Origin of the sequence: Actinomyces sp. HMSC065F12 (assembly GCF_001814535.1) — a bacterium.
Classification (GTDB): Bacteria; Actinomycetota; Actinomycetes; order Actinomycetales; family Actinomycetaceae; genus Pauljensenia; species Pauljensenia radingae_A.
In genome coordinates this window covers 72706-87568 of the sequence record NZ_KV817033.1, presented here as the reverse complement: position 1 = coordinate 87568, position 14863 = coordinate 72706, and the positions used below count along the sequence as shown (strand labels likewise).

General features: G+C 60.1%; 12 protein-coding genes, 1 tRNA gene and 1 pseudogene. 3 read left to right on the top strand and 11 right to left on the bottom strand.

Going from position 1 to position 14863, the window contains the following annotated elements:
- Window positions 1-213 precede the first annotated feature (213 nt).
- Window positions 214-597: a hypothetical protein gene (locus HMPREF2975_RS10180; protein ID WP_070727557.1), complete on the top strand. Its 384-nt coding sequence runs from the start codon at window positions 214-216 to the stop codon at window positions 595-597.
- A gap of 113 nt (window positions 598-710) precedes the next feature.
- Here the strand turns inward: HMPREF2975_RS10180 and HMPREF2975_RS10175 are convergent.
- The 5 genes from HMPREF2975_RS10175 to HMPREF2975_RS10155 all read right to left on the bottom strand — a co-directional run bounded on the left by HMPREF2975_RS10175 (window position 711) and on the right by HMPREF2975_RS10155 (window position 5275).
- Window positions 711-782: transfer RNA gene (locus tag HMPREF2975_RS10175), tRNA-Asn, on the bottom strand.
- Window positions 783-952: 170 nt separating this feature from the next.
- The gene (locus HMPREF2975_RS10170; protein ID WP_070727556.1) at window positions 953-1456 is read right to left on the bottom strand and encodes a hypothetical protein; all 504 of its coding nucleotides are present in this window, start codon (window positions 1454-1456) and stop codon (window positions 953-955) included.
- 27 nt (window positions 1457-1483) lie between these two features.
- Window positions 1484-1966, bottom strand: coding sequence for an S-ribosylhomocysteine lyase (locus HMPREF2975_RS10165; protein WP_070727553.1), 483 nt, complete (start codon window positions 1964-1966; stop codon window positions 1484-1486).
- Between the two features lie 8 nt (window positions 1967-1974).
- The gene (gene dnaG / locus HMPREF2975_RS10160; protein WP_070727548.1) at window positions 1975-3966 is read right to left on the bottom strand and encodes a DNA primase; all 1992 of its coding nucleotides are present in this window, start codon (window positions 3964-3966) and stop codon (window positions 1975-1977) included.
- 25 nt (window positions 3967-3991) lie between these two features.
- The gene (locus HMPREF2975_RS10155) at window positions 3992-5275 is read right to left on the bottom strand and encodes a deoxyguanosinetriphosphate triphosphohydrolase (RefSeq protein ID WP_070727598.1); all 1284 of its coding nucleotides are present in this window, start codon (window positions 5273-5275) and stop codon (window positions 3992-3994) included.
- Between the two features lie 90 nt (window positions 5276-5365).
- Between HMPREF2975_RS10155 and HMPREF2975_RS10150 the strand changes: the two genes are divergently transcribed.
- Window positions 5366-6601 (top strand): beta/alpha barrel domain-containing protein, encoded by a 1236-nt coding sequence (locus HMPREF2975_RS10150; RefSeq protein WP_141757408.1) that lies wholly within the window; start codon window positions 5366-5368, stop codon window positions 6599-6601.
- A 109-nt stretch (window positions 6602-6710) separates the two neighbouring features.
- Here HMPREF2975_RS10150 and HMPREF2975_RS13140 read toward each other — a convergent pair.
- A pseudogene (locus tag HMPREF2975_RS13140) lies at window positions 6711-7317 on the bottom strand (hypothetical protein); the annotation flags it as partial.
- A 6-nt stretch (window positions 7318-7323) separates the two neighbouring features.
- Between HMPREF2975_RS13140 and HMPREF2975_RS10140 the strand changes: the two are divergent.
- Window positions 7324-7752 (top strand): TetR/AcrR family transcriptional regulator, encoded by a 429-nt coding sequence (locus tag HMPREF2975_RS10140; protein WP_070727539.1) that lies wholly within the window; start codon window positions 7324-7326, stop codon window positions 7750-7752.
- A gap of 20 nt (window positions 7753-7772) precedes the next feature.
- Here the strand turns inward: HMPREF2975_RS10140 and HMPREF2975_RS10135 are convergent, their stop codons facing one another.
- The 5 genes from HMPREF2975_RS10135 to HMPREF2975_RS10115 all read right to left on the bottom strand — a co-directional run bounded on the left by HMPREF2975_RS10135 (window position 7773) and on the right by HMPREF2975_RS10115 (window position 14849).
- Entirely contained in the window at window positions 7773-10460 is a 2688-nt protein-coding gene (locus tag HMPREF2975_RS10135) for a glycoside hydrolase family 95 protein (RefSeq protein WP_227469370.1), read from the bottom strand.
- 37 nt (window positions 10461-10497) lie between these two features.
- Window positions 10498-11241: a type I 3-dehydroquinate dehydratase gene (aroD, locus tag HMPREF2975_RS10130; RefSeq protein ID WP_157886340.1), complete on the bottom strand. Its 744-nt coding sequence runs from the start codon at window positions 11239-11241 to the stop codon at window positions 10498-10500.
- A 4-nt stretch (window positions 11242-11245) separates the two neighbouring features.
- Window positions 11246-12511, bottom strand: coding sequence for a tRNA dihydrouridine synthase DusB (gene dusB / locus HMPREF2975_RS10125; protein WP_074026151.1), 1266 nt, complete (start codon window positions 12509-12511; stop codon window positions 11246-11248).
- A gap of 18 nt (window positions 12512-12529) precedes the next feature.
- Window positions 12530-13921, bottom strand: coding sequence for a glycine--tRNA ligase (locus HMPREF2975_RS10120; protein ID WP_058236399.1), 1392 nt, complete (start codon window positions 13919-13921; stop codon window positions 12530-12532).
- A gap of 79 nt (window positions 13922-14000) precedes the next feature.
- Window positions 14001-14849, bottom strand: a complete 849-nt coding sequence (locus HMPREF2975_RS10115; RefSeq protein ID WP_070727595.1) for a sugar ABC transporter permease — start codon at window positions 14847-14849, stop codon at window positions 14001-14003.
- Between the last annotated feature and the right edge of the window lie 14 nt (window positions 14850-14863).

Below are 14863 nucleotides of genomic sequence, written 5' to 3'. Positions count from 1 at the left end.
CGGGGCTCGAACCCGGGACAAACGGATTATGAGTCCGCTGCTCTAACCGACTGAGCTATCAGGGCAGATCTAGCCTAACCGCTTTAAGGCTTCGAAAGCGAATCGCGCCTGAACGCAAATGCCAGTGGTGTGGGTCATACTGTGCACCACGATGACAGGAACGCAAAACGGACCAGTCGCTGCCTTACCCCAATCATCCAGAGGAGTCTACTCATGAACCAGTTCACTGACGTTCACGCACTAGCTGTCAAGCTCTACGATGCCCTCGGCGCGTTCCGTGAGAACGCCGACGAAGATGAGGCCACATTGTGGATGCTGTACCAAACCTTAGCCGGGTGGCTGGCGAGCATGCTGCGCCATAAGGCTGCTGACGACCAGGTCGAACAGACACTTGCAGCGATCGCGTTGCGAGACGCACTACGAGAGTTCACGTTCGCAAGCTGCCTGGCATATGGCCAACTGATGAAAGTGATCCGCGAAACCGGTGAGGACCTGAATAATCTCGACACATCGGAGTTTGCTAGTCTTCACGACATCATCGAGGAATGCCTGACCGAAAGTAGGCTGACGCTGGGAGATCGCCTCACGAACATTTAAGCAATGATTGTCCGGGGAGCGTTCGGGGACGTGGCCTACGCGAGAGTAAGGCGAGGGGCCACTGTTCGGCCAATTGGAGCACGCCGATTGGCCCAAGTCAGGGCAATAAAAAGCTCCCGCGACTGGATTCGAACCAGTAACCGTCCGATTAACAGTCGGATGCTCTGCCGTTGAGCTACGCGGGATCAACGCATTGAAGTCTAGCGACTGATGACCAAAAGGGGCAACTTGAAAGAGGTGGCGTATCCCTCACTTTGCTGCACGTGCCAGTACAGCACTGCTCACGCGCCAACGGCCAGGGTGAGTGGCTCAGGCTCACATTCGCACGCTCATGTGAGGCCGCTGCTCGGTCTCGCTAGTCGAGGCCGACACCTTCGCGCACATCCCGTTCAAGCGCGTCCGCCTGATGCGCTTCCTCACCGGTTAGCGGCCCATCCGACACGAGTGTGGAGAACAACTGCCCATCAGCAGTTCGACGGATTGCAGCAGTCACTGTCGCACCCGAATCAACCGTCACCGAACGTTGTGTCACGATCGACTGCGACACAGCTTCACTCATAAGCGTCATAAAACGCTCTGGGTCCTCACTGATCGTGACGCCCGTGAACGGTTCGCGGTCGGGATCGACCCACGTGACGCTCAACGTCCGCTTCTCAGCGTTCCAGCGCGCATGCTGAACTTCGTACCACATGGCAGCGAGGTGGACACCCTCGTCACTGGCGACGAAAAATGCGTACTTGCCGGCGATGACTACTCGCCCGTCCTCGAGGCGCTCACATGGAGCACTCGCATCATAGGTGGGCAGATGCCGCGCAACCGTGGAGGGAAGCTGGCTGTGAGAAGGTTTCGAAGGTGTCATAGCAGTGAGGATATCCGCAACGGTGATCTAGTTCGCGTCCAGATGCTGGCGCTCGTAAGGATCAACGCTCAAGCCGGCATCGATGATGGAGCGAGCCCACTCGCGAGCGCTGAACAGCGAATGATCACGGTAGTTGCCACACGACTTTTCATCCGTACCCGGCACATCGTCCCACGCGACGTCTTCGGCAATGGCGCGAAGAGAATCGGTCACTACGCGCGCAATGTCCTCCACTGCCGGTTCTCCCCACGTAATCAGATGGAACCCGGTACGGCAACCGAACGGTGAGCAGTCAATGATTCCGTCCATGCGGTCACGCAGGAGTGACGCCAAGAGGTGCTCAATCGTATGCAACCCCCCGGTGGGGATGGCGTTCGCGTTGGGCTGGACAAAACGAAGATCGAAATTCGAGATCACGTCACCGGCAGGCCCGCTCTCACGATTGATGAGCCGCACGTAAGGCGCGCGCACAGCCGTATGATCGAGCTGGAAACTTTCCACTTCCGCCATTTCTTCTCCTAATTCTGCTCAGCGAACGCTCGCCGCCGCTCTTCACATTTCATCAACTCTGTGAAGGTCTCAGCATAGCGCTCATCATCAGAGTTCATACGCTGCAGTTTCGCATGCAGCTCGGCACTTCGACGCGTCAGATCCATCCGCACCATCGCAGCAATAATGCCGCGCGAAAACGAACGCATTTGATCGGGGCGGTCCTGCGGCAAGGGTGCGACAGCCAGCTGCGTGACAACCGCATCGACAACCGGCCCGGCGCTTTCACGAATCGCTTCGGCAAATTTCTTCGTCGCAGCAGCTTCCGCCGCGTCCCCCCTGCCCATCGAGTCTTCTGCTCGGGTCAGCATGTCAGTAAAGGTCTGCAGCCCGCCGATAGCGCGCACAGCGTCGTGAACTGCCCTGTGAGCAGGCACCGTGAACGCTTCCCCGCCCAGTTCCTCAAAACCGGAATCCACCACGTCGACTGGGCGTTGAATCAACACCTCAAGGGCCTGGCGCTCCAGGTTCGCCACCGGATCGTCCATCACTGCTGCCGGCACTCGTCCAGGCACGCCCGCGCCCGCCATGTCCATTGCCGAGGGCGACGTGTAGCTGCGCGCCTGCGCATAACGACCACCCTGATTGGACGCCATCCGCGGCGCGGTGCGCACCGACTTGGCCACATCTCGCATATCCATGCCGAGCCAGCCTGCCAGTGAACGCGTGTACTCGTTACGCAACGCCCTGTCCTTGATCCCGGCCACCACGGGAGAGGCAGCGTGCAACGCGGCAACGCGACCTTCAGCAGTGTTCAGGTCCTGCAGGCGCAGCAACGAGCGGATGACAAACTCGAACAGCGGTGTGCGCGAATTGACCAGGTTCAATACTGCCTGATCACCGCTGCGAAGCCGCAAGTCACACGGATCCAGGCCGGATGCCTCCACGGCGACGAAAGTCTGGGCGGCAAAGTTCTGATCCTCACCAAAAGCACGGAGCGCCGCCTTGCGACCGGCCTCATCACCATCAAAAGTGAAAATGATTTCTCCACCGTGAGCACGTCCCGATGAGAGCACCACTCCGGCCGCAGGATCAGCACTGTCACCAAGCAGACGCCGCACGATCTTGACGTGCTCGGAGCCGAACGCCGTGCCGCATGTGGCCACCGCAGTGACTTCACCAGCCACATGCGCGGCCATCACATCGGTGTAGCCTTCCACAATGACGATGCGTCGACGCTTGGAAATTTCGCGCTTGGCCAGGTCAAGGCCATAAAGAACCTGTGACTTGTGGTAAATCGGTGTCTCGGGGGTATTCAGATACTTCGGAGAATTCGTGTCAGAATCGTCCAGGCGCCTCGCACCGAATCCGACGGTCGCGCCAGTAATGTCGCGGATTGGCCACATCAGGCGCCCTCGAAAACGATCGTAGATGCCGCGGTTACCCTGACTGGCAAGTCCGGCTGCCAGAATTTCCGCATCCGTGAATCCACGCGAGCGCAGCACACGTGTGAGCGAATCCCACGATTGCGGCGAATACCCGATCCCGAACTGCGCACTGTCGGACTGCGAAAAACCGCGGTTGGCCAGGAAAGTGCGGCCTGGCTTTGCCTCGTGGGACAGGAGCTGTTCGCGGTAGAAATCCTCTGCCACGTTGTGGGCATCCAGGAGGCGCTGACGCTTCCCCGGTTCTTCCTCGCGTACCCGCCGGCCGCCTTCTTCATAGTGCAGCGTGATCGAGTAACGCTGGGCGAGCATCTCGACGGCTTCAACGAAGCTCATATGGTTGATCTTCTGGATGAAGCTGATGACGTCTCCACCCTCACCACATCCGAAGCAGTGCCACAGGCCGACTACGGGGCGCACGTGAAACGAAGGGGTCTTCTCATCGTGGAACGGGCACAGGCCCTTCAATGCGCCTACACCCGCACTCTTCAAGGTGACGTGTTCGCCTACCACCTCTTCGATCCGGCAGGCTTCACGCACCGCCGCTATGTCTTCTCGACGGATCATGCCAGCCATGGCTTCAGTGTACTGTTCCGCGCCCTCACGTCCACTGGGTCGATAGCAGTCCGCACAGGCGGGCGTGCCACTGTGAGGCTGAAATATCCGTCAATGTCGCCACCTGATCGATGACGACACGCAGCCGCTCGGCATCACCGTCGGCATGTTGCCATGCAGTCGCAAACGGCTCTTCGAGGTGCTGCCCGCGCGATTCGAGCAACGCGTCAACCAGGTCGGCAAGAATCGTGCGCTGATGCAGGTAGACCGGTTCGGTTTCTCGCGGAGACATCACGTAGTGCACAGCGATCCCCTTGAGCAGCTGAATCTCCGCCCGCACGTCCCGAGGAATCACCAGGTCCGCATGGTGCCGTCCCAGCGGGCCATCACCGGCCACCTCACGCGTGGCTGCAACAACGCTTTGACAAAACCTGCCGATCAACTGGCTGGTCAGATTTTTCAAGGCCGCAAGGTCCGCATAGGTGCCATCGAAACGGTGCAGCCACACCGGCAGCGTTAGCAGGCGCTCCATCGCCGCTTCCAGCTCATCGGCGCTCGCTCCCGGGCCGTACCACTGCAGCGTGGAGTCGATAATGCCCGCCGCATGCTCATCATCACTCACGTGGCTCACATCCATCGCGTGCGTGGCGATAGCGTCCTCCACGTCGTGCACGCAGTACCCGATGTCATCAGACAGGTCCATGATCTGTGCTTCAAGGCAGCGCCTCCCCGCGGGCACATCGCCACGCATCCAGGTGAACACCTCAGCGTCGTCTTCATAGACGCCAAACTTCTTCATCGACTTGTCAGGGTCGGGGCCCTGGCCGCGCTTCCACGGATACTTCGCGATGGCGTCCAGCGTCGCCCTCGTCAAATTCAGTCCCGAGGGTGCCCCGTCCGGAGCGACAACTTTGGGTTCGAGGCGCACCACAATGCGCAGTGTCTGAGCGTTTCCCTCAAAGCCTCCGGCATCTTGCGCCAGGTCGTTGAGCACGCGTTCGCCGTTGTGACCGAACGGCGGGTGGCCCAAATCGTGAGACAGGCACGCTGCCTCCACAACGTCTGGATCTGCGCCCAGTTCTTTACCAAGCTCGCGACCCACCTGTGCCACTTCCAGTGAGTGCGTCAGGCGCGTGCGCACGAAGTCATCGCTGATCGGTCCCAGCACCTGAGTCTTGGCGCCCAAGCGTCTCAGCGCTGATGAATGGACAATTCGCGCGCGGTCACGTTCAAAATCGGTGCGTTCAGGATTCTTGGGTGATTCTGCGACGAATCGTTCACGGTCACCTGCCGAGTAGACGATCCGATGGGGCACCTGGGCGTGGTTCATGCGCTGGTTCACGGCTCCAGCCTAACGCCCGTACATGCTCTTCCCTGGACAATATGTGCCTTCGGCACGCGAATGGGCCACAATAGCATTATGTCTGACACGTCGACTTTTCACGTCGCATCCGATTCAAGCGTGACTACGCGACTGGTTCAGCGCGTCCAACGGGGACATTTCCCCTGGTGGAGACGCGCCGTGATCTGCGATATCGGCGGCGGTGTGACCGATGAGGATTTGGAAGTTATCGAAAAACTCTCCTTCGATTTTGCGCGCGTCGGCTTCACGGCTGTTGCCGTCCGGCCCGCACATGCCGACATCGCGGTGGATGGGTCGCGCCTGGCATCATTTATCGAGCGTGTTCACCGCACCGGCGTCAAGGTCATCGTCCGACTGTCCGGCGCGCGCGTGCCGGGCAGCAGCGAGGGAGCGTTTGTCAACTTCGAACAGGACGTGTCCTCACTGGTCGTGCGCACGAGGGCGGCTCTGAAAGCCGGTGCCGACGGGATTGACCTGGGAATCATTCGCGAGGATGACGATGCCAGTGAGAAGCAGGCCAGTCGATTCACTCAACTGATCCACATTCTGCAGGCAGAGCTGGCCGATTTTGATCGCATGCCGATTCTGGCTGCAGAAAGCTCGATTACCACCCCACATGCATTAAGCCGTCACCTCGAAGAAGACTGGTTCCACCATCTGCGTGACGACGCTTTGGTGACATGCCCGTGGGACATTAACCAGCTGCGCGCACGCATTGAGCGCACGTTGTCGAAGCGTTCGAACCTCGGACACGTTTCTGCCTGGCAGTGGTCGCATTGCCCGACCGATAACCGACCGGTGAGCCCGGTACCCGGTTCGTGGGAAGAAGGCGCCGATCAGTGGAGACGAAACGCGATGGCACTGGTGGCGCTGTCACTTCCGGGTGCGGCCTACACACCGTTCGACAGGCTGGCCGGTCGCCGCGACTTCGAAGCCTCCGGTGGGCCACATGTGGAATGGGAGTCGAGCGACAATGCGCGCCTTGAACGAGACATGTTGACTCGGGCGCTGAGAATTCGTGTTGAGCGTTCCATGGGGTCCGGTTCCCTCGCCTATGTGGACAATTTGGGCTGGGCTGATGATGGCGTGGGTGTCCATCTGTGCGCCGGTGTCATGGTCGTGACCAACACGTCTGATTCCCCGGTTGAAGTGCCCGCCGAGCACGTGCTGCTGCTCGACTCGACGGGTCGTGTGTCCGATGAGCCGAATCAGCCCACTGTTGTCGGCCCTGACCAGTGCGCCTGGTTTGAAGCAGCCTTGGTTCAGGCCCCTCCCGTCTCCAGCTATTCGTAAGCCACACGGGTCTGCTCAATCAGAGAACCATCAGCGCCCGGGCATTGGCAACATCGCGCCGATCTCGATACCGGGTCGGTCTGTTCAGCGGAGCAGCCAGACCAACGCGCTAATTGCTGGTCACCGCCACAATCGGCATGGAGGGACGATCGCCGCGATCGACGGCGAATTCGGACTGGGCGGCCAGTGAGGCCATCGCGCAACTTCCGCATGCCGGTCGGCGTGGCTCAAATCCCTTGTCTTCCTCATCCCACACAATGTCGACTGTGCCGAAATCCAGCACGCCATCCGCGCTTTCGCGCCGACGCTGTTCCATCGCCGTTGAGATCATCAGCTTGATGCGGTTGAGCTGGTTGACCTGTGAGGCACCCGGATCGTAGTCCACTGACACCACATTGGCCTGCGGGTAGCGATTGCGCAGCGCGCAGAACATTCCCTCGCCAATGATGTGGTTGGGCAGGCAGCCGAAAGGCTGTGCACAGATGATGTTCGGGCAGCCATGTTCAATCATGTCGACCATCCCCAGGCTGTGAGCGTTCCACGATGCTGATGCCATCGCGTTGTGGAAGAACTGCATCAGTGTGGGCAGTTCCGCCTCACACCCTTCCTCTTCAATAACGCGCACCGCGTGGTTGTTTGCCTCGGGATGGAACTTCACCAGGATTTCCCCGACCAGTCCCACCAGGGGTTTGCGCGATGTCGCGCATGGCAAGCGCGGCGACATGCGCGACATCATCAGACGCATCGCAGAAGAAGAATTCATTGCGAATGGATACGACGGCATCACAACCCGTCATATCGCGGCTCGCGCCAACTGCGATCCGGCAATGGTGAACTATTATTTCGACTCCAAGCAGCGTTTCCGTTCCTACGTACACTCCAGCATCATCCCCGACATTACTGACTTTATTCATCAGCACGTGTGCGGAACTGACGCTCCTCCCCTGTCACCCGCCACGCGCACAGCGATTGCGCGGGAGATTGAGTGCGTCATGTCCACGCTGTACGGTGTGGCCACGATGCGCTACATTGTCCAGCTCGAACCTCTCGCATCCATGTCAGAGCAGGCACTTATCGACGAGTTCGCTCCCATCGCGCAGCGCCGCCTGGATACGGTTGTCGAACTGGTTCGCTCGCCACGGAGCCGGTAGGTCTCCTCGCGCCCACACGCTCACGCTTCCTCGGTCAGGTGAGTGATGGTGTAGGTTTCGCCAGGACGCGTATCGAATGCGAGGTGCGTGGCGTCCAGCAGCGTCGATCCAACGCACGCGCCGTCAGCGCTTGTCACGGTCGCGTTCAAGGCTCCCGACAGACGTACCACTGCGTGCCCGCCGCTTCCGGAGGTAATCGTCATCAAAGTGACGGCGCCATCGGCCCATTCATAGCCAACCGTGAAGTTGCCGCGAGCGCGCAGCCCACTGACTCGACCGTTTCTCCACACGCGCGGCAACGCGGGCGCTGGATACATATAGTTGCGGTACTCGCGTCCATCCTGACCCACCCAGGTCGAATTGGACTGCAGCAGCATTTCGCTGACACCTGCGGTGTAGCCGAAGTTCCCGTCGATCTGGAACGGCGGGTGTGTATCGAACAGGTTGGGGTAGATCCCGTTGGCAAAAAGAGACTGGATGATGCGGTGCGCACGCTCCCCATCGCCGGCGCGGGCCCACGAATTCAGTCGCTGAGCAATTCCCCACCCGGTCGCGCGGTCAGATCGATCATTCATCGACACCTTTGCCGCGTCGAGGAATTCTGCATGATCAACAGTGATCAGGTCGCCAGGATAGAGGCCCAGCATATGCGACATGTGGCGGTGGTAGCACTGATAGTCCGCGATCGCGGAGCCATCCGTATGATGCCCGAGGGCGCCCTCGTCGTACCATTCCTTGATCTGGCCTGAGTCGCCAATGACGATGGGGTCGAGCAGCTGCCTGGCGCACGCCCATGAACGTGAAGCGTCCGAGGTGAACGCGCCGCCATTTTCCCAGTCCCGCTCCCAATCGTCGATGGAGCAGCTCTCATCCATCGTCAGCCGATCGGCATCCACCTGCAGCACCTCTGCCGCTTCGATGGCGTCAGTCAGCATTTGCCAGATCAGGGTCTGCTCGTACACGTTGCCGTCAGTGACCGGCCCATGTTCGGGCGAGTAGGCAGGCGATGAGACTAGGCGGCGTGTGCCCGTCGAGTCGGTGGACGGGTGCAGCAGGCGCTGCACGTACAGGTCTGCCTGTTCTTTGAGCAGCGGGTAGATGTCTTCTCGCAGGCGCTCCGTGTCCCCGGTGAACTCGTACCATTCGTAGACGTTGTGCAGCATCCACGGAACCGCGGCGGGCGACCATCCCCAGAAAAAGTCACGTCCCGGAGTGGTCCAGCCAAATGGAGTGTTCTCGGTGTGAGCGCTGAAACCGGATCCTTCACTGCCATCGGTGCCCAGGTAGATGCGTGCCGTGCGTCTGCCCGGTTCGACCAGTGCCTTCATGAAGCGGATCATCGGATCGGCGGTTTCGACGAGGTTCGTACTGTAGGCCGCCCAGTAGATCATCTGCATGTTGACGTTGAGGTGGTAGTCGGAGTTCCATGCATTCGGCCCAACGGTATCGTCAGACCTGTTCGCCCATACGCCCTGCAAATTGGCTGGCAGCAGTGAGTTCTCCCGCGAGGAGCTGATGCCGAGGTAGCGTCCGTACTGAAACAGCACAACTTCCAGTTCGCGTTGCTGCGCAGGCGAGGCATCTCCTGCGCGGTAGGCGTCGAGCAGCACGTCAGTCGGAACGGTCCGGGCGCACTGATCCGCTTCGCCCCCGTCACATTGGCCCGCATTTTTCGCGTCGCATTGGCCCAGGTCCAGCTCCACTCTGTCAAACAGCGCGCTGTAGTCACGCTGGTGGCGTTCACGCAGGTCATCAATGCTGCGTGCAGCAGCCTCTTCCAGCACCGCCCTGACACGTCTCGACACATCGCGCGGGCTCTCGCCAGTTCGATATGCCGGATACGTCAGCGCATAATCAGTCGCCGCGCTCACCAGCAGCGACACGTGCGTGCACCCTGCAATACTCAAGTGGTCTCCCCCGTCGCTGACCTCGCCGTCAGTGCTGGCCACTTTAATTGCCGAGGCATAGCGCAGGCCGTTGTTATGCAGTGCACCGCTGACTTCAAGGAGGCCTCCAGCCACGTCAACGGTGGTGCGCTCAGCGTTTTTCTGACTGTCCTGCTTCGTTGGAAACGACACGGCCAGTGTCTGTGCGGTGGTGGACGTCAGATGCATGACAAGAACGTTGTCAGGGTTGGAGGCAAAGTATTCGCGGGTGATGTGTGTCCCGTCATGATCGAATGCGACGTGCGCGATCCCGGTCGACAGATTCAGGTCACGTTCATAATTCGAGTAGTGGTCATCAGCGAAACCGTAGTCGAGGTAGACGGTTCCCCACGCCTGGTAGCCTCCTTGTTCGGCGGCATTGAAGCCGCCTATGAGAGTGTTCGACGCCAGGCGCGCTGCTTCTTCGCGGCGTCCCTGTTCGAATAGGTGCTGCACCGAGCGCAGCGTCTGGCCGTTTCTGCCGTGTTCGACTGAATTGCCGCCGTCATAGGTCGGCGTGCTTCCCGGTCCGCCCGTCCACAGGGTTTTCTCGTTGAAACCGATGCGATCGCGGCTGATCTCACCAAATATCGCGCCGCCCAGGTCACCGTTTCCGATCGGCATCACTGTTTCCTGCCAGATGCGAGAGTCAGCGTCCACGATGGAGGGCGAGCCAGCTTGCGGCCCTCTTCCACTGGACATCAGTTCGGTCAGGCTCGCCGGTTGCCTGTACCACAGGCGCAGGTCGTGGTGGTGTGACGTTGTATGCTGAGCGCTCGCCATGAGGCGCCTTCCTTCGATCGGTGCGCGGTGCGCAATGTCAGTGCGCACGGTGCGCATGTCCACGTAGTGTGTGTGCTACCTGTTGAGCCGGCAACTGGCCAGGCGCACTGGACGCGCCAACCGTTGCAAATGTGGCCGCCAGTCCAAACTCAGGCCCCGCCAGGCGTGTCGCCACACCAGCCTCGCCCATGCCGATACAGATCGTCGGCACGTCCAGGTGCGACATCGCCCACCGTCCAGCCTGCATAATCGCGTCCGCATCAGCATGTGAGTGAGCGCGATAGGCGACCTTGACGATATCTCCATCCAGTGCCGCCATCTGCTCAAGCTGGCGCGTGATCTCTTCAGGTGACGGTGTCAGCTCCCAGTTGTGTGCGGAAATAATGACGGTACTGCCATCGTTGTGAGCATCGTCCACGATCTGTGCGCTGCTCGGCCATCTGGCTTCCACGTCCACACAGGGCGCAAGCGCCGCCAGTTTCCTGACACTGTGAGCGTATGCGTTTTCATCCAGGGCGCTGCGGCCGCCCTCGTCAATGGTGCGTATGGTGGCGAGGACGGGAATGGTGCACCGTTGGACAACAGCGCTGCACACGCTGGCAAGCTCGTCGGGATCTGGCCACATATCTGCGCGCCACTCGGCAAGATCAATCGGCTCGCCATGCAGGTTGTCGATCTCGTCGACGAGGGCGTCCCATGTGCTCCCGGTCAGCGGTGCGATAATTCTGGTCGGATTCCCCGGCCCCAGGAAAACGGGGCCGATCTGGACTTCTCGTTGCATGTTCTCACCCGCCTGACGCATCATCTTCAGCCAGGTGCAGGTGCTGGCGTTCATCGTCAGTTAGTGTGCGCGAGTTGAGCCACCCATCGGGAAGATGCGGTTTCTTCTCGTGTCCTGCGCGTCCTCTGCTGCCCTGCGCTGCCGACGGGAAGGGCTGATCGAGGTCAAGATCCATCAGTCGCTCATGCAGCTCCTCCAGGGAGGAAACCAGATTGAGAGCCTGGCGAGATGGCCCGCCGATCGCGAATCCGCGCAGGTACCAGCCGATGTGAGCGCGCAGGTGACGCATCGCGCGATATTCGTCGGCCATTTCTTCGACCTGCCAGCGAGCATGCTGCTCAATGATGGGTGTGATCTGGCGGAGCGTGGGCGGTGGTGGAAGCGGATGCCCGTGCAAGGCTGCAACGAGTTCGCGGAACAGCCAGGGGCGGCCCTGCGCGCCGCGACCGATCACCACTGCATTACATCCTGTGCTGTCCATCATGGCTCGGGCATCGTCTCCGCTGAAAATGTCTCCATTGCCGAAGACGGGGATGTCCTCACGCACGACGTCGCGTAGTCGCGCAATCGCCTGCCACTGGGCGGCGCCCGAATAGTACTGGTGCTGTGTGCGTGCGTGCAGAGCAATACCGGCGACGCCTGCCTGCTGCGCAATGCGTGCGGCATCCAGGTAGGTCACGTGGCCGTCATCGATGCCGATTCGCATCTTGATAGTGACGGGAATATCTCGGCCGACAGTGCGGCCGGCATCGTCAGCCGCGCGAACCACAGCACCGACCAGTGAGGCAAACAGGTCCCGCTTGTAGGGAAGCGCAGCTCCCCCACCCTTGCGCGTGACTTTCGGCACCGGGCAACCAAAATTCAGGTCCACATGATCGGCCAGATCCTGCTCGACAAGCAGTCGGGTCGCAGCCGCCATCACGTCAGGATCGACTCCATATAGCTGGATGGAGCGCACCCGTTCTTCAGGATCCACGCGCACCATATCCAACGTGCGTTGGTTGCCTTCAACCAGAGCGCGCGAGGTCACCATTTCGGTGACATACAGGCCCGCTGGCGCATCGATCCGGGGACGTGGATGTGCCTGCCCGTCAGGAGCTGGACGCAAATGCTCGGGCAGGCCTTCCTCACCGAAGCGGCGGCACAGGCGCCGAAATGGCACATTCGTGACTCCCGCCATCGGCGCCAGGATGACCGGTGACCACAATTGAATGGGGCCGACAGCTACAGGCGCGAAGGCGGGAGCACACTGAACGGGAAGTAACGTCATCGGATGGACAGGTATGCCTCAGCAGGCGCCGAGCTTATCGGCAAGCCAGGCAGGAACCTCGTCGATCGGGATGCGCACCTGCTCCATCGAGTCGCGCTCACGGATTGTCGCTGCGTGATCGTCGAGCGAGTCGAAGTCAATGGTGACGCAGTAGGGTGTGCCGATCTCATCTTGACGGCGGTAGCGCCGGCCCACCGCGCCAGCATCGTCATAGTCCACGTTCCACCGCATGCGCAGGCTCTTCGCCAGTTCGCGTGCAGGCTCCTGCAGTTCCGGCTTGCGTGACAGCGGCAAGACGGCGGCCTTGACGGGAGCCAGACGAGGATCCATATGCAGCACCGTTCGCTTGTCCGCACCACCCTTCGCGTTGGGTACTTCTTCCTCGTCGTAAGCTTCCACGAGGAATGCCATGAGAGAGCGGGTCAGACCAGCCGACGGTTCGATAACATACGGAGTCCAGCGTTCGTTCTTCTGCTGATCGAAGTAGTCCAGCTTGGCGCCGGAAGCTTCGGCATGGACCGATAGGTCGTAGTCGGTACGGTTCGCGATGCCTTCGAGCTCGCCCCACTGGGAGCCTTGGAAACCGAACGTGTATTCGATATCAACGGTGCGCTTGGAGTAGTGCGAGAGTTTCTCTTTCGGGTGTTCGTACAGGCGCAGGTGTTCGGGATCAATGCCCAGGTCGACGTACCACTGGAAACGCTGGTCGATCCACTGCTGATGCCACTGCTCATCAGTGCCCGGTTCTACGAAGAACTCAAGCTCCATCTGCTCGAATTCGCGGGTACGGAAGATGAAGTTACCTGGCGTGATTTCGTTGCGGAAGGACTTGCCGATCTGAGCGATTCCGAACGGTGGTTTCTTGCGGGAGGTCGACATAACGTTGGCGAACTGCGTGAAGATACCCTGTGCTGTTTCGGGGCGCAGGTAGTGCAGTCCGGCCTCGTCATCAACGGGACCAAGGAATGTCTTGAGCAGTCCGGAGAAAGCCTTGGGCTGTGTCCACTGACCGCGCGTCCCACAGTTCGGACACGGCACGTCTTCCATCGACACGTCGCCTTCATCTTTCGAATGCTTCTCAGCGTACTGCTCGATTAGTTCGTCCTCACGCAGACGCTTGTGGCAGGACAGGCATTCGGTCAATGGGTCAGTGAATGCTGTGACATGACCGGACACTTCCCACACGCGCTTGGGCAAAATAACGGCTGAGTCCAGTCCCACAACATCGTCACGGGAGCGCACAACAGTGTTCCACCATTGGCGCTTGATGTTTTCTTTCAGCTCCACACCCAGCGGACCGTAATCCCAGGCTGAACGGGTACCACCGTAGATTTCCCCGGAGGGAAACACGAAGCCGCGGCGCTTGGCCAGGCTGATGACCGAGTCGAGACGTGAAGGGCCTTGTGCCATGTTGGATATTCTCCTTATTTTCATCGTCGCACCTGGCTGGTGCGACGCTCACGCGCTCGAGTCTACCGGTTTTACTGCGTTACCCCTTCACTGCGCCCGCTGTCAGACCCGACACGATGTACTTTTGCAGATACTGGAACAGCACAATCACCGGAATTGCCGCGACAACGGCTCCTGCGGCGAACAGGCCCCACGGTGCCACGCGCTCATCGGCAGCCCAGTTGTACATGCCGACAGCCAGTGTGAAATTTGATTCGCTTTGCAGCACAACACGCGCAATGACGAAGTCGGAGAAACTGGCGATAAAGGACAGTAAACCGACAACAGCCAGGATCGGGATCACGAGCGGCATGATGATCGTCCAGAACGTCTGAGCGTGGCTTGCCCCGTCGATTTCGGCCGCTTCGTCAAGTTCGCGGGGAACGGTGTTAAAGAACCCGTACAGCAGGAAGGTGTTCGACCCCAATGCGCCGCCCAGATACACGCAGATCAGCGCCAGACGAGAGTCCAGTCCCAGGACCGGAAAAACGTCCTGGAGGGCGAGCAGCAGCAGGAACAGTGCCACGAATGCCAGCATCTGCGGGAACATCTGAACCAGGAGCAGGAAGGTGAGTGTGCCGCGTCGCCCTCGGAAACGAAAACGGGAAAATGCGTAAGCGGCCGCAGCGCCCATCAGCACTGTACCAATCGCGGTAATCGATGAAACGATCAGCGAGTTCTTGATCCACTGCCAGTACGTGGTTTGCCCCAGTGCTTGGAAGTTCTCCAATGAGAAGTGCTGGAATAACTTGTTGGCTCCGGTCAGCGTCGCGCCCGGCGACAGGGAGACAGACAAGACGTACAGCAGAGGAATCAGACAGTAGATGGTGACGAGGATACCGACCACATACCTCCACCCCAGCTCTCGCATCCATCGGCCAGCCGACATCGAGTGGCGTGTAT

What these genes read in the sequence shown, in the direction of transcription:
- HMPREF2975_RS10180 (WP_070727557.1), top strand. Translation starts at nt 214, where the DNA reads ATGAACCAGTTCACTGACGTTCACGCACTAGCTGTCAAGCTCTACGAT.
- HMPREF2975_RS10170 (WP_070727556.1), bottom strand. Translation starts at nt 1,456, where the DNA reads ATGACACCTTCGAAACCTTCTCACAGCCAGCTTCCCTCCACGGTTGCG.
- HMPREF2975_RS10165 (WP_070727553.1), bottom strand. Translation starts at nt 1,966, where the DNA reads ATGGCGGAAGTGGAAAGTTTCCAGCTCGATCATACGGCTGTGCGCGCG.
- dnaG (WP_070727548.1), bottom strand. Translation starts at nt 3,966, where the DNA reads ATGGCTGGCATGATCCGTCGAGAAGACATAGCGGCGGTGCGTGAAGCC.
- HMPREF2975_RS10155 (WP_070727598.1), bottom strand. Translation starts at nt 5,275, where the DNA reads ATGAACCACGCCCAGGTGCCCCATCGGATCGTCTACTCGGCAGGTGAC.
- HMPREF2975_RS10150 (WP_141757408.1), top strand. Translation starts at nt 5,366, where the DNA reads ATGTCTGACACGTCGACTTTTCACGTCGCATCCGATTCAAGCGTGACT.
- HMPREF2975_RS10140 (WP_070727539.1), top strand. Translation starts at nt 7,324, where the DNA reads ATGCGCGACATCATCAGACGCATCGCAGAAGAAGAATTCATTGCGAAT.
- HMPREF2975_RS10135 (WP_227469370.1), bottom strand. Translation starts at nt 10,460, where the DNA reads ATGGCGAGCGCTCAGCATACAACGTCACACCACCACGACCTGCGCCTG.
- aroD (WP_157886340.1), bottom strand. Translation starts at nt 11,241, where the DNA reads ATGCAACGAGAAGTCCAGATCGGCCCCGTTTTCCTGGGGCCGGGGAAT.
- dusB (WP_074026151.1), bottom strand. Translation starts at nt 12,511, where the DNA reads ATGACGTTACTTCCCGTTCAGTGTGCTCCCGCCTTCGCGCCTGTAGCT.
- HMPREF2975_RS10120 (WP_058236399.1), bottom strand. Translation starts at nt 13,921, where the DNA reads ATGGCACAAGGCCCTTCACGTCTCGACTCGGTCATCAGCCTGGCCAAG.
- HMPREF2975_RS10115 (WP_070727595.1), bottom strand. Translation starts at nt 14,849, where the DNA reads ATGTCGGCTGGCCGATGGATGCGAGAGCTGGGGTGGAGGTATGTGGTC.